Below are 18,146 nucleotides of genomic sequence, written 5' to 3' on the forward strand. Positions count from 1 at the left end.
CGACTCCCCTTGTTCTACCGCGTTCAACCGTCTCCGGGCCCCCTCGGTCGTTCTCCTCCACCATCCCTCAACACGAGAGTGGGCGTACGGCGAAGTCATCACGTGGGCGGACGACTGTGGCCGAACAGACAGCACACGTCCCCTCGCTTGGTCTGTACATGACTACGGCGGAGCGCCAAACTGTCCGCCGACACGCCCCCACCCCCCCAAGGAGCCCTTCCATGGCCCTGCGCGCCCGGCAACGTTGTCACGCCGCTCTCACCGGCCTCGTCGCCCTCGCCTCCGCCGCCGTGCTGTCCACCGCGACGCCCGCGCAGGCCGCCGACACCTGGACGGAGGTGGGTTCTGACCGCGCCGACCCGCTGACCGAGAGCCAGGGCCTGGCCTCGGTCGAGGTCCCGGCGAACAGCCCCAACCGGTACACGGGCATCGGCACCATCCCCGTCTCGGTCAGCAGCCGCGGCTGGAACCACGTGGGTGACCCGGACGCCTCCTACGACGGCTACTACATCGAGCCGTACCAGGCGGACTCGGGTACCGCGAAGATGTTCCGGGTACAGGCGCCGGACGGGACCTGGTCGGAGTACGTCCACACGCTGGGCTCCGGGGAGGCCCTGAACAACTCCTTCGCCGCCGTCACGCCCGGCGGCCAATGGATGGTGTCGGGCGAGTGGGGCACCATGACGCGCCTGCTGGTCCACCCGACGCCGGGTGTCAACCCCACCACGTCACCCTCGGCGAACCTCCCCTGGACCTCCAGCATCCGGCTGGACCACGCCGTACGCGACGTCCAGGGCTGCGACTTCCTCGACGCGAGGACGCTGCTCTGCTCCTCCGACGACCCCGCGGGAACCCTCTTCGGCATGACGAAGCCGCTGCTCCGGATCGACCTGTCCGCCGAGCCCGGCACCTCCGACGTCACCGGCCATGTCACCGCCCTGCGTCAGCTGCCGCTGCGCAGCTCCTGCTCGGGTGAGTTCGAGACGGAGGGCATCGACTACGACCGCCGTACCGGCACGCTGCGCGTGATCGTCGTCTCGCCGGGCTTCTGCGTGCTGACGGACAGCAAGACGTACCGGTTCACGCGCGGCTGACGACTCGGCGCCGCCGGTAGTGCTCGGCGGCGGGTGGTGCTTTTCTTGGGTTGGGGTCCGGTTCCGCGGGCTACCCGTGGTACCGCGGTGCGGCCACGAGAGGAGCGATCACGATGGACCGTGAACGACTGCACGAGGAACCCGTCTCCGTCGAGATCAGCGGATGCAACAAGGAAGACGCCCGGATCGTGTTCGACGCGCTGTGCGCGTGCTTCGAGTCCGACCGGAGCCCCGAGGACGTGCCGCAGCAGCTCCACGAGACGCGCCCGATGGTGTGGCTCGGCACGTTCGAGGTCACCGACGCACAGGAGTGCCCGCCGCCCGCCCGGCTGTCGTCCTCCGTCGAGGCCGACGCGCAGGGCGGCTACTGGGCCATCGAACGGCTCCGTACGACGCTGGACTCCCTGTTCACGGTGCACGACCTGGCCTCCGCCTCGGGTGACCAGGAGCGCGAGCTGCACGTGGTGCTGGAGAGTCGCCCCGGCCCGGCGTGACGCGCCGTAGGTGGGGGTGGGGCGCGGATGCATGGCGGCCGCGGGTGCGTGGGGGCTGGTCGTGCCCACGCGGCGGAGCCGCAAATCCACACAGCCCCGCGCCCCTGAAGGGCGTGCGGGTGACGTTCCTCAGGGGCGCGGGGAACTGCGCGAGCAACCACCCCCGACCCGCGGCCGCCCGCTCGGCCGAGGCGTCAGTGGCTCGTGTCACCCTCCCTCAGTTGTGCAACTAGTTGCATAAAGGCTCTTCGGTCCTCTACAACTACGTCAGGCACGACACCGCGCACGGAGGGCCCCGATGAGCCGTTACCCGCACCTGCTGAGCCCGCTCGACCTGGGCTTCACCACGCTGCCCAACCGCGTCCTGATGGGCTCCATGCACGTGGGCCTGGAGGAGGCCGAGCGCGGCTTCGAGCGCATGGCCGCCTTCTACGCGGAGCGGGCCCGAGGCGGAGTGGGGCTCATCGTCACCGGCGGAATCGCGCCCAACGACGAGGGGCGGCCCTACGAGGGCGGTGCCAAGCTCACCACGGAGGCGGAGGCCGAGCAGCACCGGGTCATCACCGACGCCGTGCACCGCGAGGGCGGCAGGATCGCGATGCAGATCCTGCACTTCGGCCGGTACGCCTACCACCAGGACCTCGTCGCCCCGAGCCCGCTCCAGGCGCCGATCAGCCCCTTTCCGCCCCGCGAGCTCACCGACGCCGACGTCGAGCGGACCATCGACGACTACGCGCGCGCCGCCCGCCTCGCCCGGCAGGCCGGCTACGACGGCGTGGAGATCATGGGCTCCGAGGGCTACCTCATCAACGAGTTCATCGCCCAGCAGACCAACCATCGCACCGACCGCTGGGGCGGCTCGTACGAGAACCGCATGCGCTTCCCGGTCGAGATCGTGCGCCGGGTCCGCGAGGCCGTCGGCGAGGACTTCATCATCGTCTACCGCCTGTCCATGCTGGACCTCGTCCCGGGCGGCTCCACGCTCGACGAGGTGATCACGCTCGCGAAGGCCGTCGAGGAGGCCGGGGCGACGATCATCAACACCGGCATCGGCTGGCACGAGGCCCGCATCCCGACCATCGCCACCTCGGTGCCGCGCGGCGCCTACACCTGGGTCACCAAGCGGCTGATGGGCGAGGTGTCGGTCCCGCTCGTCACCACCAACCGCATCAACACCCCCGAGCTGGCCGAGGAGTTGCTGGCGGGCGGCTGCGCGGACATGGTGTCGATGGCCCGCCCGATGCTCGCCGACCCCGACTTCGTCGCCAAGGCGGCGGCCGGGAAACCGGAGGCCATCAACACCTGCATCGGCTGCAACCAGGCCTGCCTCGACCACACCTTCAGCGGCAAGATCACGTCCTGCCTGGTCAACCCGCGCGCCTGCCACGAGACCGAGCTGACGCTCTCCCCGACCCGGCGGCGCAAGCGCGTCGCCGTCGTGGGCGCCGGACCCGCGGGCCTGGCCTGTGCCGTCAGCGCCGCCGAACGTGGCCACGACGTCACACTGTTCGACGCCGCCGACGAGATCGGCGGCCAGCTGAACGTCGCCCGCAAGGTCCCCGGCAAGCAGGAGTTCGACGAGACCCTGCGCTACTTCCGCCACCAGCTCGACTGGCAGGGCGTGGACGTACGCCTGAACACCTGGGTGTCGGCCGAGGACCTCGCCGCCTACGACGAGGTCGTCGTCGCCACCGGCGTCACCCCGCGCACCCCCGACATCCCCGGCATCGACCACCCGAGCGTCGTCGGCTACCTCGACGTCCTGCGCGACGGTGCCCCCGTCGGCGACCGCGTCGCCGTCCTCGGCGCCGGCGGCATCGGCTTCGACGTCGCCGAGTTCCTCACCGACGGCGGCGACAAGGCGAGCGAGGACCCGGCGACGTACTTCCGCCAGTGGGGCGTCGACATGGACTACACCGGCCCCGGCGGCCTGGCCGCCCCCGAGCGCCCCGCCCCGCCGCGCACCGTCCACCTGCTCCAGCGCAAGACCACCAAGGTCGGCGCCGGTCTCGGCAAGACCACCGGCTGGATCCACCGCACCGAGCTGAAGCACCGGGGCGTCACCATGGTCCCGGGCGTGCGCTACGACCGGATCGACGACGCCGGACTGCACGTCACCGTCGGCGAGGAGAGCACCGTCCTGCCCGTCGACACCATCGTGCTGTGCACCGGGCAGGAACCGCGCCGCGACCTGTACGAGGCACTGCTGGCCGCGGGCCGCGGCGCGCATCTCATCGGCGGCGCGGACGTGGCCGCCGAACTGGACGCCAAGCGGGCCATCAAGCAGGGCACGGAGGTGGCGGCGAGCCTGTAGGGGCGCCCGGACGCGTCCCTAGGATGAGCCCATGTCACTCCCGCACGCGATCCTCACCGCCCTGGTCGAAAAGCCGTCCTCGGGGTTGGAGCTGACCCGCCGCTTCGACCGGTCGATCGGGTACTTCTGGTCGGCGACGCACCAGCAGATCTATCGCGAGCTGGGAAAACTGGAGGCCGAGGGCTTCATCCGCACCCTGCCGAGCGAACAGCCGGCCCGTGGGCAGAAGAAGAGCTACGAGGTCCTGCCCACGGGCCGTGCCGAACTGGCCCGCTGGACCGCCGCGTCCCAGGACCCCAAGCCCCACCGCGACACCCTGCTGCTGCGGATGCGTGCCGCGGCCGTGGTGGGGACCGAGGGCATCGAGGCCGACCTCCGCCGCCATCTCGACCTCCACCGGCGGCAGTTGGCCGAGTACGAGGAGATCGAGAAGCGCGACTTCCCGCCCGGCAAGGACAGCTCCCAGGACCGTCTGCGGCACCTGGTGCTGCGCGCCGGCATCGATCTGGAGACCTTCTGGACGCAGTGGCTCACGCGCGCCCTGGAGGAGTTCGCCGAACTGCTGGGACACGAGACGGCGTGAGCCGAGGGGCCTGCGGGGCGATACGACTCCGCAGGGCCCTCAGAGCCGGTACGGCTTCGACTTGCGGCGCAGGAACCAGGCCGTGGCCGCGACGCCCGCGCCCACCAGGACACCGCCGCCCACCAGCGTGAGCGTGCCGTAGTCCTTCGTGCCTCCACCCATGCCGCCCATGACACCGCGCGACGGCGAGGCCGTGGTGGAGATCGTGCGGGTGGGGGAGGGGCCGGAGACGATGACCGACTGAGTTCCGGCCGTCTTGCCGTCGGAGCACTGGACGATGACGGTGTACGTGGCCGCGCTCACGCCGGACCAGGCCGCCGACTGAAGGGCGTCCGTCCCCGACAGGGAGACCTGGCGGCCCTGCGAGAAGTTCGACTGGCGGCTGTTGAGCAGGGAAGCGGTGCCCCAACTGCCGTTGACGTTGCTGCACGCGCTGGTCGTCACGGAGACCGTGGAGCCGGTGGTGCTCACGGAGATCCCCGAGACCGCGGCGGCCGAACCCGCGGCTACGACGAAGGGAAGGGAGGCGGCTGCCACGGTCAGGCCCGAGCGGAGGAAGAGCGATGAATTGCGCATGGAATGCCCTCCGGCGGCACGGTTGGCGGTACGTCCGTTGCGCCGCCGAGGGTCGGGAACGCCCGTGCTGCCTCAGGGGCAGCCAACGCGCCCGGGGTCCGACCCGCATGCGGGCCGGACCCGGTCAGGTGACACGTTGCTGCATCCGGGGGACACCGGACCGCTCGTCAGCCCCGCCCTCCGGTCGTCACCGTCCGCTCCGCCGAGAAGCCGCCCCAGGTGCCGTCCGCCAGCCTGCCCCGGATCCGGACCCGGTGGCCGACCCCGGAGTCCGGGCCCAGGTAGAAGCTGTACGTGGCCCGCCCGCGCGGTGCGGTTCCGCCGTACACCAGCGAGGTCGCCGTACGGCCGTCCAGGCGGACCTCGTACTCCGTGACGACGCCGTCCGTGCGCGGCGGCACCCAGCTCAGGTCGAGGTAATAGGCCCCGTCCGCCCTGCGGGTCGTCGCCCGGAAGTCGGTCGGCGCGGTGCCACGGCCGTCGTCGGTGCCGGGCGTGGTGATGCGGACGGCCGTCGTGGCGGGGGAGACGTTGTCGGCCGCGTCCCGGGCCCGGACGGTGAACGAGTAGCGCGTGCCCGGACGGAGTCCGGTGACCACGGTCGCCGTCTGGTTGCCGCCCACACTGTGGATCTTCGTGTCGCCCTGATGGATGTCGTACGACACCACGTCCCGGTCGTCCGTGGCCTTCGACCACGACAACTGCACGGCCCGGCTGCCCACCGCGCGGCCGGTGGCCTCCCCCGGGCGCGTCGGGGCCGAGCGGTCGGCGGCCACCGCCGCCGGGGTCGTGGCGCGGACCTGCCGGCTCGGCGGCCCGAGACGCCCGTCCTTGTCACGGGCCCGCACGGTGAACACATAGGCGGTGGAGGGCTTCAGCATGGTGACATCCACCATGTGTGCGGCAGCCGGGACTTCCTTGACCTTTGTGGGGCCCCGATACACCTCGTAGCCATGGACGCCTCGGTCCGTGGCGACCGCGTTCCACATGACGTGCACGCTGGTCGCACTGCCCGCCTCGGCCGTGACACCCGTGGGCGCCCCGGGCGGTCGGCCGCCGTCCCCGTCCGGGGCGTCCCATGTGCAGGACGACAGCAGGGCGAGCGCTGTGCAGAGGGCGGAAACGAGTACGAGAACGCGTCGCACGACTCTGCCTCCCGGGGGCGGCCTCGCGGCAATGGTCCGGACCAATATGGCGTGGCTGGCGCGATCACATCAAGAGGGCGGTCGTTGGTGAGCCGTCCGGAGTGTTACGTATGCTGAAGCTCCTCACGGCTGAACTCGCCACGATTTCCGGGGGGTTCATGCCACGTGCGCGGGCCCGCTGTCGTCGCTGAACCCGCGCCGGACGCGGGTGGCCGGGGGAGTCGGGACCGGTACGGACCCAGACCCCCCGGCCCCTGGCGGAAGTTCGGGACCTCGCGTGTCGCCCGGGTGCACACCGTAGCGGCCCACTGATGGCAACATGATCGGAATGACACCAGTTTGGGCTGATTTTCGACAGCGTTCCGATCGGTGTCCGTCAGTGTCCCCGCCGAGAGGGTTCCTTGTCGTGCGTTTCCAGTCGCTGACGTTGGTCGCGGCGGGCGCCGCTCTGCTCGCCCCGACGACGCCCACCGCACCACCCCCCACACCACCCGCAGCGGACGAGGGATCCGAGGTGCGGCGCGCGGCCGAAAGTCACGTCAGCGCCGCCGACCTGCTGTCAAAGGTGCGCAACTGCACCCCGGTTTCCCGGGGGCGCTTCCGCAGCGACGGCCGAGCACCCGCGAAGATCCCGATCTGCGGGACGCGGGAAGCGGTGTTCTGGAAGGCGGACATGGACATCGACTGCGACGGGCGGCGCTCCGAGCACTGCAACGACCGTACGGATCCCTACTTCTCCCCCGTGACGGCCTATCAGCAGTCCGACGGCCGTCACTTGAACGCAGAGCGCCTTCCGTACATCGTCGTCCCCACTCCGAGCGGCATCTGGGACCACGACGCCGATGGCGTGCACGGCGGCGCGGTCGCGGCCGTCGTCCACCGGGGCCGGGTGCGGTACGCGGTCGTCGGCGACGTCGGCCCGCGCGACATCATCGGCGAGGCGTCGTACGCCACCGCCAAAGCCCTTGGCATTCCACCCGATCCACGCAACGGCGGCACGGCCTCAGGCGTCACCTACATCGTCTTCAGGGACTCGCGAGTGACGCCCATCGAGGACGCGGCGGCCGCCACGAGGGTGGGGGAGCGACTGGCCAGGGAGTTCGTGGACGGGGAGTCGTACGACAAGTCATATGAAAAGCAGTACGGCAAGCGGCACGACCAGTCGTACGGCCGGTAGAGGCCGGTAGGGGGCGTCAGATCGCCGACCACCCGTCGTCCACCGGCAGGATCACGCCGTTGATGTTGCTCGCCGCGTCCGAGGCGAGGAACACGATGGCGGCCGCCTGCTCCTCCGGCCGGGCCACCCTGCCGAGGTTGACGAAGTGCGGGCCGAGAGCGGCCGGTCCGTGCGCGTCCGGCGCGGTGTCCACGACGATGCCGGTCTGAGTGCCGCCCGGGGCAATGGCGTTCGCGCGGATGCCCCGCTTGCGGTACATCACCGCCAGGGACTTGGTCAGCCCCACCACGCCGTGCTTGGACGCCGTGTACGCGGCGCCCGCCGCGCTGCCGCGCAGTCCGGCCTCGGACGCCGTGTTCACGATGGCACCCCGGCCCGCCTGGAGCATGTGCGGCAGCACTGCCCGGGTGAGCAGGAACGGGGCCGTCAGGTTGACCCGTATGACCCGCTCCCACTCGGCGTCGGTGACGTCCGCGAGCGCTGACATGCGGTCCATGATCCCGGCATTGTTGACCAGCACGTCCACGCCGCCGAACCGCTCGACGGCGGTCCCGACCACCTGGTCCACGACGCCCTGTTCGCTCAGGTCGCCGACGACGGCCACCACGTCGCCGCCGCTCTGCCCGATCTCCTTGACGACCGCCTGCGCACCCTCCGCGTTCAGGTCCGCCGCCACCACCCGGGCGCCCGCCTCGGCGAAGGCCAGGGCTGCCGCGCGCCCGATGCCCGAGCCCGCTCCGGTGACGATGACGCCGCGTCCGTCCAGTCCGCCGCTCATGAAGTGCTCCGATCCGTGGGTGCGAGGGGCGGCGTGGCGAACGCGCCCCGGGGGCCTCACCCTACGGCTTAATGTCTCTGAGTGACATAAAGTAGCGAGGGTGATGTCGGGGAGAATTCCCGGAGAGCGATCAGCGCCGGCCGGAGGAGAACATGACCGCAGCCCGTGGACGTACGAGCCGACCTGCCAGCCGGGCCGCGAACCGGCCCACGGGACGCCCGCCCCTGACCGAGGAGCGCAAGGCCGAGATCCGCCTGGAGATCGCGCGTGCCGCAGTGGAGCTGTTCGTCACCCAGGGGGTGGCGGCCACCACGGGCGAGCAGATCGGGGCGGCCGTAGGGGTCTCGTCGCGGACCGTGTGGCGCTACTTCCCGAGCAAGGAGAGCTGCGTACGGCCGCTGTTCTCGGCGGGCATCGACCTGATCGCCGACTCACTGCGGCGCTGGGGTCCCGGGCAGCCCCTCGACGAGATCCTCGACACGGAACTCGCCGACGAGGGCCCCTTGCTCGCCGGACCCGACCGCGCGACCGTCGGCGCGCTGGTACGCCTGACCCGCACCGAACCCGGCCTGCGCGCGATCTGGCTCCAGACGTACGACGAGGCAGAACCGGCGTTCGCCCGCGCCCTCGCCGACCGGGCCGGTCTCCCCGCCGACGACCTGCGTCCCACGATCCAGGCGGCCATGTTCAACGCGGCCTTGCGCGCGGCGGTCGAGCACTATGCCTGGCACACCGCCGACCCCCACGCGGACCGCACGGCCGCGCGGACGGAGCTGACAGAGACGTTGCGGGTGGCGCTGGGGGTCGCGGCGGAGGGGGTGGGGTAGGGGACAGGCCCCCTGCGTACGGCGGCTGCCGATGGCCGATGGGCGTTGGCCGATGGGCGTTGGCCGATGGGCGTTGGCCGCCGGTCGGCTGTCGGCAGCCGCCGCCGGCTCACACCTTCCGGTACGCGTACGCCTCCGTTGCCGCGGCCTCAACGGCCGCCACGTCGGCGCCAGTTGCCGCCGTGACGACCGCGGCGACCGCTCCCTCGACGAACGGGGCGTCCACCAGGCGTGTGTTGTCCGGGAGTTCGTCGCCCTCGGCGATCAGGGCCTTGACGGTGAGGACCGCGCTGCCCAGGTCGGTGAGGACCGCGACCCCGGCGCCGCGGTCCACGGAGGCCGCCGCGGCGGCGATCAGTTCGGCGCTGGTGCCGAGCTCACCGCCCGCGGTGCCGCCCGCCGGAGCCACCGGCACCGCCGTCCCGTCGCCCGCGAGCCCTTGCGCCAGCTCGGCCACCGAAGCGGCGACCTGCGCGCTGTGCGAGACGAGCACGATTCCGACGACACGCCCACGCTCCTGCCCGTCACTCACCGTGCGCCTCCTCCAGCCCCGCGATCAGCAGTGCCGAGGATGTGGCACCGGGGTCCTGGTGCCCGATGCTGCGCTCCCCGAGATAGCTCGCCCGCCCCTTGCGGGCCTGCAACGGAGTCGTCGCCAGGGCACCCTCCTCCGCGGCGGAGCGGGCCGCGGTGAAACCGTCCCCGAGCGCGTCCACGGCCGGCACCAGCGCGTCGATCATGGTCTTGTCGCCCGGTGCCGCACCCCCGAGCGTCATGACGGCGTCCACCCCCGCGCGCAGCGCCTGGGCGAACTGGTCCTCGCTCACCTCGCCCGCTTCTCCGAGGGCCTTGCCGGTCCGGCGCAGCAGCGTCCCGTACAGCGGGCCCGACGCTCCACCGACCGTGGAGATGAGCTGCCGCCCGGCGAGCGTCAGGACCGCGCCGGGTGTCCGCGGGTCCTCCTTCTCCAGCGCCGCGGTCACGGCGCGGAAGCCGCGCTGGAGGTTGCTGCCGTGGTCGGCGTCCCCGATGGGTGAGTCGAGAGCGGTGAGCCGTTCCGCCTCACGGTCGACGGAGGAGGCGGTCGCCGTCATCCAACGGCGGAAGAAATCGGCGTCGAGCACTGGATCTCCTTGCGTGGCAGGTGCGTTGCGGGCGTCCGGTTCCGGGTGCCCTGATCACAGACCCTTGATCACAGACCCTGGATCACATACCCCACCGCAACCCCGGCGTCTTCACCGGCGCGTTCCACAGCCGCAGCAGCTCCTCGTCGACCTGGCACAGGGTGACGGAGGCGCCGGCCATGTCGAGGGAGGTGACGTAGTTGCCGACGAGGGTGTGGGCGACGGTCACACCGTGCTCGGCGAGCACCCGCTGGACCTCGGCGTTGAAGCCGTACAGCTCCAACAGCGGTGTGCCGCCCATGCCGTTGACCAGGACCAGCACGGGGTTGCGCGGGGTCATGTCCTCCAGGATGGCGCCCACGGCGAAGTCGGCGATCTCGCCCGACGTCATCATCGCGCGCCGCTCCCGGCCAGGCTCGCCGTGGATGCCGATGCCCAACTCCAGCTCGCCGGACGGCAGATCGAAGGTGGGGCTGCCCTTGGCCGGGGTGGTGCAGGCGCTGAGGGCGATGCCGAAGCTGCGGGAGTTCTCGTTGACCTGCCGTCCGATGGCCTCCACGCGCTCCAGCGGCTGCCCCTCGTCCGCCGCCGCCCCGGCGATCTTCTCCACGAACAACGTGGCGCCCGTGCCGCGCCGCCCGGCCGTGTAGAGGCTGTCGGTGACCGCCACGTCATCGTTGACCAGGACCTTCGCGACCTGGATGCCCTCGTCCTCGGCGAGTTCGGCGGCCATGTCGAAGTTGAGGACGTCACCTGTGTAGTTCTTCACGATGAACAGCACACCCGCCCCGCTGTCCACGGCCGCCGCGGCCCGCACCATCTGGTCGGGGACCGGCGACGTGAACACCTCGCCCGGACAGGCCGCCGACAACATCCCCGGACCCACGAATCCACCGTGCAGCGGCTCGTGCCCCGATCCACCACCGGAGATCAGTCCGACCTTCCCGGCCACGGGGGCGTCCCGCCGTACGATCACCCGGTTGTCCACGTCGACGACCAGCTCGGGATGGGCGGCCGCCATCCCGCGCAGCGCGTCCGCGACCACGGTTTCCGCGACATTGATCAGCATCTTCATGTCTACCTCCTACTGAGGGTAGTAGATGGTGCGACGGCCTGTGTCCCTGCTGGTGGGGTACCCCTGGGGTGGGTCGGTCAGAAGGTCCCTGTTGGCAGTATCGGCCTTGCCGATGCGAAGGTCACGCTCACGCCTCGTGTGGGCGTGACCCGGGCGCGGTACTCCTGCGGTCCGAGGACGGGGTTACTTGATGTAGACGAGGCCGTCGGTGGTGATGGTGGGGCGGCCGCTGGTGCCCACCACGACGATCTTGACGGTGTGCTTGGCACTGCTGGACCAGGTCTTGGTCCAGATGGCCTGCCGGTAGCTGGTCGTGGCCGACTTCAGGTCGACGGTCGAGACCTTGACGCCGTCGACGTACACGTACGCCTGTCCGGATCCGGAGGCACGGGAGACCACCCAGGAGGCCGAGCGGCCGGTGAACGTCCACGAGAGTGCGGCGCCCTTGGAACCGCTGGAGTAGGACTTGCCGCCGAGGTAGCTGGTGGAGGAACGGGAGGTCCAGCTTCCGGACTTGACGGCGGAGGTCTCCTGCAGGATCACCGGTGTGTAGGAGGGCGAGGAGGTGCGGTAGTTGCCGGCCAGGTCGTAGGCCCGCATCGACCAGGTGGTGGCGGTGCCGGACTTGGCGGTGCGGCTGGAGCTGGTGGTCGTCGGACCGAACGTGGCCGCGGTCGGCGACAGCAGCTTCACGGAACTCAGGGCCGCGTTGTCGGTGGCCTTCCAGCCGAGCGTGACCGGCACGGCGGTGGTGTTGACGGTGCCGGTGCGCAGGGAGAGCTTCGGGGCGGTGGTGAACGTCGGTGCCGTGGTCTCCGCGACGACGTTCAGCGCTGCGGTGGTCGTGGTCCTGCCGGACTGGTGGGCCGCCGGCATCGGCGGGCGCGCCGGGGCACAGCAGGGACCGGCCCAGGAGCGGTCCGAGCTGCCCTATCCGAACGTCGACGTCCGAGGTGACCAGCGCGTCGTGCCCACGGCCGGGCAGTTGGCGCCGCGCGCGAACTCGACGGCACGGCGGTCCGCTGGAGCCGGTTCGGTACGCCGAAGCGGCTCACCCCGCAGGGCCGCAACGCCCTCACCGGCGCCGACACCGACGACCCGCGAACCGTCGCGCTGGACCACGTACGCGACCACGCGACCCTCTACGGCCTCGCCGCCTCCGAGTTGGACGCGCTCACCGTCCTCAAGTCGTACCGCACCGAACACAACGGCGTACGGCATGTCTTCATCGGACAGACCGACCGGGGCGTGCCCGTCCACGACGCCCGCCTCTCGGTCGCCGTCGACGAGGCCGGCCGTATCCTCACCGTCACCGGCAGCCTCGTCCCGGACGCCCGCTCCACCGGTACGGTCACCCTCGACAAGGGCGAAGCGCTGGACCGGGCCGCGGCCTCCGTCGGCACCGACGCCCCGCCCACCGGCGCCACCGCCACCCGGGTCACCTTCCCGCTCGCCGACGGCACCGCCCGCCCGGCCTGGCGGACCACGCTCACCGCCGCCAACCACCACCTGTACGACACCGTCGTCGACGCTGGGGACGGCACGATCCTGCTGCGTACCGACCGCACCAGCAACGAGGGCCCCGAGGGCCGGGTCTTCACCGTCCAGAACCCCACCCTCGGCAGCGCGACTACCGTGCCCTTCAGCGGCCTCGACCGTTCCTGGGTCGGCGGGCGGGTCACCACCGGCAACAACGCCGAGGTCTCCCAGGACCCCGACGGCAACGAGTCCCTCGGGTACCAGCCGCAGACCCCGGCCGCCGGCGACCCGGCGTACCAGCACTTCGACCACACCTTCACGGACGCCTTCCGCACGAGCGGCGGCACCGATCCCACCACCGACCGGGACGCCGTCGTCACCCAGGCCTTCTACTACACCAACCGGATGCACGACCACCTCTACGGGCTCGGCTTCGACGAGGCGGCGGGCAACTTCCAGGAGGACAACCTGGGCAACGGAGGTGCCGGAGGCGACCGGGTCGACGTGTACGTCGACTTCGACGCCAACGGTGACTCCGCCTGCAACGCCAACTTCAGCACTCCCGACGACGGCCGGAACGGGACCATGCGGCTCTTCGTCGGCCGCGCCTCCTGCGGCGACCACAACATGCACCGGGCCATGAACGGCGACACCATCGCCCACGAGTACAGCCACGGCCTGTCCAGCCGCCTCGTCGGCGGCGGCGACATGGGCGGTGGCCAGCAGACCGGCGCGCTCGGCGAGGGCTGGAGCGACGCGGTGGCCACCTCGATGTGGAAAGACCCGGTGTACGGCGAGTACAACAACGGCTCGGCCACCGGCGTCCGCAGCGTCGCGTACGACGACAGCGACCTCACCTACGCCGACCTGTGCTCCGGCGGCTGCCAGGTGCACTCCGACGGCGAGATCTGGGCGACGGCCATGTGGGACATGCGCACCGCGCTCGTCGCCGCGTACGGCTACGCCACCGGAAAGCAGCGGCACGAGCAGCTGATGGTCGACGGCATGAAACTGACGCCGTCCTCGCCCGACTTCCTGGACGCCCGGGACGGCATCCTCGCCGCCGACCGGGCCGACAACGGTGGCGCCGACCAGTGCCTGCTGTGGGGAGTGTTCGCCGGACGGGGCATGGGCGCGAGCGCCACCTCACCCGCCCTGCCCGGACAGCGTGGTCCGGCCCAGCGATCGCTTGCTTCAACTGGGCAGGGCCGCCAGCCAAGCGGTGAGGATCCGGTTGACCTCGGCCGGGCGTTCCTGCTGGATCCAGTGGCCGCAGTCATCGAGGAGGTGGGAGGAGACCAGCCCGGGCAGCGTGACGGGGTAGGCGTCGATCGCGTCGGCGAGCCATGTGGTGGAGGCGTCCAGGCGGCCCCCGATGAACAGCGACGGTTGAGTGACGGGGACACCGTCGAGGGCGGCCAGGTCCTCCCAGTCACGGTCCATGTTCCGGTACCGGTTCAGCGCCCCGGTCAGACCTGTGCGTTCGAACTCCCCGGCGTACACGTCCAGGTCGTGCTCGCCCAGCCAGGCGGGCAGTCGGCCTTCGGAGAACCGGTCCCGCATCGTCTGCCCCCTGCTGACGAAGTGCGGGTCCGGGGCCTTTGGCCCGGGCATGGTGTCCCCGGACAAGGCCGCGTAGAAGCCCGCGAGCCAGCCGCGCACATCGGGCTCGATCTCGGCCTCGGCGCGGCCCGGCTGCTGGAAGTAGGAGACGTAGAACTCCTCGTCCCCGCCCATCCGCGCGAAGACCTCGCTGGGCCGGGGCCCGCCGCGTGGGGTGTACGGGACGCTGAGCAGCCCCACCGCGTGGAAGACCTCCGGCCGGAGCAGCGCCGAGTTGGCGGCGATCGTCGCGCCCCAGTCGTGGCCGACGATCACCGCCGACTTCTCGCCAAGGGCACGCACCACCTCGGCGTTGTCCGCCACCAGCTCGGTCATCCGGTACGCGGCCGGGTCGGCGGGCCGGGAGGAGCGGCCGTAGCCGCGGACGTCGACGGCGACGGCGCGATGGCCGGCCGCGGCCAGGGCCGGCAGTTGGTGACGCCACGAGTACCAGGACTCGGGGAAACCGTGCACGAGCAGCACCAGCGGCCCGGTTCCCTGTTCCACGAGGTGGATCCGGCCCGTCGAGGTGGAGACCAGGCGGTGCGTGACGTCCGTGGTGTGCGGTGGCATGAGTCCTCCGAATCCGGTCGGTCTGGGTGAGCCACGACCGCCGACGGTCCGCCGTGCCCGCGGCTCGCTGCCGATCCTGCTGCGTGCGGCGTCCGAGGGCCGAGCCTCGTTGCCGTTTCAGCAAAGCGTCTCTGGGCGGACCCACCGAGGCCGACCTGTGCGAGGCGAACCTGCGCAAGGAGGACGCGGGCGGCGCCGTCTTCCACCGTGCCGACCTGCGTCTGGCCGAAGGACCCCGGCCCCGAGCCCCCGCCCCTGCTCCAGCCCCGGGGATCACGCCCCGGCATCCGTCGCTGCGCTCCCCGCTGTGACCGACGTCCGCCGACGCTCCGTCCGCCACGCCCGTCGACGACGGACGCACCTTGCGGGCGTCGTCCACCGCGACAGCGGCGTTCAGAAGGCGTGCGGGCCGAAGCGGCCCCAGGCCACGCAGACGGTCAGGGCGAGCAGGACCACGTTCGCCACGACGGATTGGGTCTCGCCGCGTCGGCCGTGGGTGATCGCCGCGCCGAACATGGTCAGCGCCAGACCGGACGCGGCGGGCCCGGGACGGGCGGGCACGCCGAGATGCTTGATGCGTCATCAAAATTGGCCAGCGGGTGGATGACGCGTCAACCGAAGGATGCCGGTGCGGCTGCGAGGCCTGTGACAGTATCGGCGTTGGACGCAGGGCCGTGCTGGGGTCGAGGGCAGAGGACGAGTGGGATGAACCGGCCACCAGGAATGATGGACGTGGCGCGGGAGGCCGGCGTCTCGCACATCACCGTCTCCAGGGTCGTCAACGGCCACCCGTCGGTCAGGCCGGAGACCCGGGCCCGGGTCGAGGCCGCCATCCAGAAGCTCGGCTACCGCCGCAACAGCGTGGCGAGGGCCCTCAAGAGCCGACACTCCTCGACGATCGGCGTGGTGATCGTCGGTTCGGAGCTCTTCGAGCTGCCCCGCATCCTCCTGGGCGTGGAGACGGCCGCCAAAAGGGCCGGCTACTGGGTGAGTCTGGCGAGCCGGCAGGGCGAGAGCACCACCGGTGACCTCGTGGAGACACTGCGGCGGCTCACCGATCAGTCGGTCGAGGCAATCGCTGTCGTCGCCGACCACCCCCTCGCCGTCGAGGCGCTGTCCGGCCTGGTCCTCGAAGTGCCGGTGGCCGTGGTGATGTCCGGTAGCGTGCCCAACCCCGCTCTCGGCTTCGTCGAGGTCGACCAGGAACTCGGCGCCCGGCTCGCGGTCCGCCACCTCCTCGACCTCGGGCACCGGCACATCGCCCATCTGACCGGCGCCCTGCGCACCTTCGACGCCCGCGCCCGCGTCGACGGCTGGCAGGCCGAACTCGCCGCAGCGGGAGCCGAAGGGGCCCTGCTGGAAGGTGACTTCAGCGCGGAGAGCGGGTTCCGCCTGGCCCACGAGCTCTGCGACGCCGACACCGGACTGCCCACCGCCGTCTTCGCCGGCAACGACCAGATGGCGATGGGCGTACTGGCGGCCTTCGCCGAGCGAGGCGTGAAGGTGCCGCAGGACGTGTCCCTAGTCGGGTTCGACGACATGAAGGGCTCGGCCTACCTCGTGCCCGCCCTGACCACCGTCCGCCAGGACTTCGCCCACCTGGGCGGCAGCGCCATCGAGCTGCTGGTGCGGATGCTGGGCGGGGACCCCGCTGAACGCCAGAAGATCACACCGGAGCTGGTCGTACGACGCAGTACCGCCGCGCCGCGCCTCGATTCCTGAGGGGCGGCGCCGGGTCGAAAGCAGAGGTCAGCAGGTGGGGCCGTACTCGAACCAGTGCACGTGTGCCTCGCCCGCTCCGGGGTCGCCGATGCCGTACAGGCCGACGTAGACACCGACGAACCCGCCTGCCTGTTCCGTGCTGAAGAAGGGGCGGTCGATGCTGCCGAGGGTCGTCGTGCCGGTGCCGTCCTCGACGTGGAAGGTGTAGCCGGACTCGTCGCTGTCGGCCGAGAGGACGAGGTCGTCGCTCGACACGGGCACCGCCGCGAGGCGGGTCTCGGAGCCTCTCTGGCGGGCCGTGAGGACGACGTGCGGGGTGCCGGAGGCGTCGGTGGTCAGGGCGAGGGTGGCGTGGTGGTGGTCCTGGACCACGGCCAGCCCCGCTTCGTGCGTGGGTGTGGCGGCGGTGAAGCGGATGCGGGTGCGTGCGCGCATACGGAGATGCTGCTGACGGCGGCCCACGAACGCCGGCGTGCCCGTCGAGGTCAGGGGCTCGGGGGAGAGCCGGATGGCCAGGCCTCCCTCGCCGGGGCGCGGTGAGACGAGGTGGTCGACCGGCCCGCGCAGGCTGTTCCACTCCAGGCCCGGCGCGGTGCCGCTGAAGTCGTCCCGCACCGGTCCGGAGGGGTGCGGAACGGTGGCCGGCGGCGTCGTCCCCGCAGGCAGTCGCTCCGCCAGCCGTACCCGACCGGTGTCCGGTGCGAAGACGGGGCCCCGGGCGGTCCACTCCACCGGCACGAGAAACACCTCGCGGCCCAGGGTGTGGGTACCGTCGACCGGCCGCACGCCCAGCGCCACGGCCCAGGTCTCCCCGGCGGGGGTGTCGACCAGGTCGACATGGCCGACGTTGTGGATCGGCTCCGCCGCCCCACGGTGGCGGTGGGTGAGCAGCGGGCTCCTGGGGTCCGTGAGGTAGGGGCCGGTCACGGTGTCGGCGCGAGCCGCGGTGACGGCGTGGTGGTGCTCGGTGCCGCCCTCGGCGGCGATCAGGTGGTACACCCCGTCGCGCTTGTACACGTGCGGCGCCTCCACCCAGGCACCGCGCAGCGCGCCGTACCAGAGGGCGTGGGTCGGACCGGTCAACGCCCGGGTCTCGAGGTCGAGTTCGCGCATCCACAGCTCCCCGGGGCCCGTCACCTCCGGCTCGGCGGCGTCGCGGCAGGCGGTGAACCAGCAGCGGCCGTCGTCGTCGAAGAACAGCGACGGGTCGATGCCCTCCGCGTCCAGGACGGTCGGGTCCGACCAGGGGCCGGCCGGGTCGGAGGCCGTGAAGAGGAGCGTGGTGCTGCCCCGGCGGCCGCGCGCGAGGGTCACGACCACGTAGAAGGTGCCCTCGTGATGGCGGATGGTGGCGGCCCAGAGCCCGTCCGAGACGTCCAGCCCGCTCAACGACACCTGCGACGGCCGGTGCACCACATGCCCCAACGGCCGCCAGTTCACCAGGTCGCGGCTGTGGAAGACCGGGAGCCCGGGGTAGTACGCGAACGACGACGTGACCAGGTAGAAGTCCTCTCCCGCCCGGCAGATCGACGGATCCGGATGGCTACCGGCGAGGACGGGGTTGGCGAAGGTCGGCACGGCGC

16 protein-coding genes and 2 pseudogenes are annotated in these 18,146 nt (G+C 71.5%); 8 read left to right on the top strand and 10 right to left on the bottom strand.

The window, feature by feature from the left end; all coding sequences use genetic code 11:
• Nucleotides 1–221: 221 nt before the first annotated feature.
• The 4 genes from ACFZBP_RS41570 to ACFZBP_RS41585 all read left to right on the top strand — a co-directional run bounded on the left by ACFZBP_RS41570 (nucleotide 222) and on the right by ACFZBP_RS41585 (nucleotide 4,485).
• A complete protein-coding gene (locus ACFZBP_RS41570; RefSeq protein ID WP_383459474.1) occupies nucleotides 222–1,094 on the top strand; it encodes a hypothetical protein in 873 nt (290 codons plus the stop codon).
• A gap of 113 nt (nucleotides 1,095–1,207) precedes the next feature.
• Nucleotides 1,208–1,588 carry a hypothetical protein gene (locus tag ACFZBP_RS41575; RefSeq protein ID WP_383459468.1) on the top strand — a complete coding sequence of 127 codons (381 nt, stop codon included), beginning with the start codon at nucleotides 1,208–1,210 and terminating at the stop codon, nucleotides 1,586–1,588.
• A 298-nt stretch (nucleotides 1,589–1,886) separates the two neighbouring features.
• Nucleotides 1,887–3,902, top strand: coding sequence for an FAD-dependent oxidoreductase (locus ACFZBP_RS41580; protein WP_391421059.1), 2,016 nt, complete (start codon nucleotides 1,887–1,889; stop codon nucleotides 3,900–3,902).
• A 31-nt stretch (nucleotides 3,903–3,933) separates the two neighbouring features.
• Nucleotides 3,934–4,485 carry a helix-turn-helix transcriptional regulator gene (locus tag ACFZBP_RS41585; protein WP_391421060.1) on the top strand — a complete coding sequence of 184 codons (552 nt, stop codon included), beginning with the start codon at nucleotides 3,934–3,936 and terminating at the stop codon, nucleotides 4,483–4,485.
• A 39-nt stretch (nucleotides 4,486–4,524) separates the two neighbouring features.
• Here the strand turns inward: ACFZBP_RS41585 and ACFZBP_RS41590 are convergent, their stop codons facing one another.
• Together ACFZBP_RS41590 and ACFZBP_RS41595 are read right to left on the bottom strand one after the other, a co-directional pair.
• Complete coding sequence (locus ACFZBP_RS41590) at nucleotides 4,525–5,061, bottom strand: hypothetical protein (RefSeq protein ID WP_391421061.1); 537 nt, start codon at nucleotides 5,059–5,061, stop codon at nucleotides 4,525–4,527.
• Nucleotides 5,062–5,228: 167 nt separating this feature from the next.
• Nucleotides 5,229–6,206 (bottom strand): fibronectin type III domain-containing protein, encoded by a 978-nt coding sequence (locus ACFZBP_RS41595; RefSeq protein ID WP_383459459.1) that lies wholly within the window; start codon nucleotides 6,204–6,206, stop codon nucleotides 5,229–5,231.
• Between the two features lie 406 nt (nucleotides 6,207–6,612).
• On the opposite strand from ACFZBP_RS41595, the gene ACFZBP_RS41600 reads away from it, so the two are divergent.
• The gene (locus ACFZBP_RS41600; protein ID WP_383459456.1) at nucleotides 6,613–7,383 is read left to right on the top strand and encodes a glycoside hydrolase family 75 protein; all 771 of its coding nucleotides are present in this window, start codon (nucleotides 6,613–6,615) and stop codon (nucleotides 7,381–7,383) included.
• Nucleotides 7,384–7,399: 16 nt separating this feature from the next.
• On the opposite strand, the gene ACFZBP_RS41605 is transcribed toward ACFZBP_RS41600, so the two are convergent.
• On the bottom strand, nucleotides 7,400–8,161 hold the full coding sequence (locus tag ACFZBP_RS41605; RefSeq protein WP_391421062.1) for a glucose 1-dehydrogenase: 762 nt from the start codon (nucleotides 8,159–8,161) through the stop codon (nucleotides 7,400–7,402).
• 152 nt (nucleotides 8,162–8,313) lie between these two features.
• Between ACFZBP_RS41605 and ACFZBP_RS41610 the strand changes: the two genes are divergently transcribed.
• Complete coding sequence (locus tag ACFZBP_RS41610; RefSeq protein WP_391421063.1) at nucleotides 8,314–8,988, top strand: TetR family transcriptional regulator; 675 nt, start codon at nucleotides 8,314–8,316, stop codon at nucleotides 8,986–8,988.
• Nucleotides 8,989–9,097: 109 nt separating this feature from the next.
• Here the strand turns inward: ACFZBP_RS41610 and ACFZBP_RS41615 are convergent, their stop codons facing one another.
• From ACFZBP_RS41615 to ACFZBP_RS41630, 4 genes and pseudogenes are all read right to left on the bottom strand, one after another.
• Nucleotides 9,098–9,520, bottom strand: coding sequence for a PTS-dependent dihydroxyacetone kinase phosphotransferase subunit DhaM (locus tag ACFZBP_RS41615; RefSeq protein ID WP_391421064.1), 423 nt, complete (start codon nucleotides 9,518–9,520; stop codon nucleotides 9,098–9,100).
• On the bottom strand, nucleotides 9,513–10,112 hold the full coding sequence (gene dhaL, locus ACFZBP_RS41620; protein WP_383459447.1) for a dihydroxyacetone kinase subunit DhaL: 600 nt from the start codon (nucleotides 10,110–10,112) through the stop codon (nucleotides 9,513–9,515). Before dhaL ends, ACFZBP_RS41615 begins: the two co-directional genes overlap by 8 nt.
• An 82-nt stretch (nucleotides 10,113–10,194) precedes the next feature.
• Nucleotides 10,195–11,187 (bottom strand): dihydroxyacetone kinase subunit DhaK, encoded by a 993-nt coding sequence (dhaK, locus tag ACFZBP_RS41625; protein ID WP_383459444.1) that lies wholly within the window; start codon nucleotides 11,185–11,187, stop codon nucleotides 10,195–10,197.
• Nucleotides 11,188–11,370: 183 nt separating this feature from the next.
• A pseudogene (locus ACFZBP_RS41630) lies at nucleotides 11,371–12,057 on the bottom strand (N-acetylmuramoyl-L-alanine amidase); the annotation flags it as partial.
• 294 nt (nucleotides 12,058–12,351) lie between these two features.
• Between ACFZBP_RS41630 and ACFZBP_RS41635 the strand changes: the two are divergent.
• Nucleotides 12,352–13,797, top strand: a pseudogene (locus ACFZBP_RS41635) (M36 family metallopeptidase); the annotation flags it as partial.
• Nucleotides 13,798–13,860: 63 nt separating this feature from the next.
• On the opposite strand, the gene ACFZBP_RS41640 reads toward ACFZBP_RS41635, so the two are convergent.
• The gene (locus tag ACFZBP_RS41640; RefSeq protein WP_391421081.1) at nucleotides 13,861–14,841 is read right to left on the bottom strand and encodes an alpha/beta fold hydrolase; all 981 of its coding nucleotides are present in this window, start codon (nucleotides 14,839–14,841) and stop codon (nucleotides 13,861–13,863) included.
• A gap of 393 nt (nucleotides 14,842–15,234) precedes the next feature.
• A complete protein-coding gene (locus ACFZBP_RS41645; protein WP_391421065.1) occupies nucleotides 15,235–15,402 on the bottom strand; it encodes a DoxX family protein in 168 nt (55 codons plus the stop codon).
• Nucleotides 15,403–15,546: 144 nt separating this feature from the next.
• On the opposite strand from ACFZBP_RS41645, the gene ACFZBP_RS41650 reads away from it, so the two are divergent.
• Complete coding sequence (locus tag ACFZBP_RS41650; RefSeq protein WP_383459427.1) at nucleotides 15,547–16,563, top strand: LacI family DNA-binding transcriptional regulator; 1,017 nt, start codon at nucleotides 15,547–15,549, stop codon at nucleotides 16,561–16,563.
• Between the two features lie 27 nt (nucleotides 16,564–16,590).
• Here ACFZBP_RS41650 and ACFZBP_RS41655 read toward each other — a convergent pair whose 3' ends face one another.
• On the bottom strand, nucleotides 16,591–18,141 hold the full coding sequence (locus ACFZBP_RS41655; protein WP_391421066.1) for a family 43 glycosylhydrolase: 1,551 nt from the start codon (nucleotides 18,139–18,141) through the stop codon (nucleotides 16,591–16,593).
• Nucleotides 18,142–18,146 lie beyond the last annotated feature (5 nt).

The organism is Streptomyces sp. NPDC008086 (assembly GCF_042957325.1).
GTDB lineage: Bacteria > Actinomycetota > Actinomycetes > Streptomycetales > Streptomycetaceae > Streptomyces.

Excerpts from the sequence above, each read along its gene's own strand:
- ACFZBP_RS41570 (WP_383459474.1), top strand. The coding sequence starts at position 222 with ATGGCCCTGCGCGCCCGGCAACGTTGTCACGCCGCTCTCACCGGCCTC.
- ACFZBP_RS41575 (WP_383459468.1), top strand. The coding sequence starts at position 1,208 with ATGGACCGTGAACGACTGCACGAGGAACCCGTCTCCGTCGAGATCAGC.
- ACFZBP_RS41580 (WP_391421059.1), top strand. The coding sequence starts at position 1,887 with ATGAGCCGTTACCCGCACCTGCTGAGCCCGCTCGACCTGGGCTTCACC.
- ACFZBP_RS41585 (WP_391421060.1), top strand. The coding sequence starts at position 3,934 with ATGTCACTCCCGCACGCGATCCTCACCGCCCTGGTCGAAAAGCCGTCC.
- ACFZBP_RS41590 (WP_391421061.1), bottom strand. The coding sequence starts at position 5,061 with ATGCGCAATTCATCGCTCTTCCTCCGCTCGGGCCTGACCGTGGCAGCC.
- ACFZBP_RS41605 (WP_391421062.1), bottom strand. The coding sequence starts at position 8,161 with ATGAGCGGCGGACTGGACGGACGCGGCGTCATCGTCACCGGAGCGGGC.
- ACFZBP_RS41610 (WP_391421063.1), top strand. The coding sequence starts at position 8,314 with ATGACCGCAGCCCGTGGACGTACGAGCCGACCTGCCAGCCGGGCCGCG.
- dhaK (WP_383459444.1), bottom strand. The coding sequence starts at position 11,187 with ATGAAGATGCTGATCAATGTCGCGGAAACCGTGGTCGCGGACGCGCTG.
- ACFZBP_RS41640 (WP_391421081.1), bottom strand. The coding sequence starts at position 14,841 with ATGCCACCGCACACCACGGACGTCACGCACCGCCTGGTCTCCACCTCG.
- ACFZBP_RS41650 (WP_383459427.1), top strand. The coding sequence starts at position 15,547 with ATGAACCGGCCACCAGGAATGATGGACGTGGCGCGGGAGGCCGGCGTC.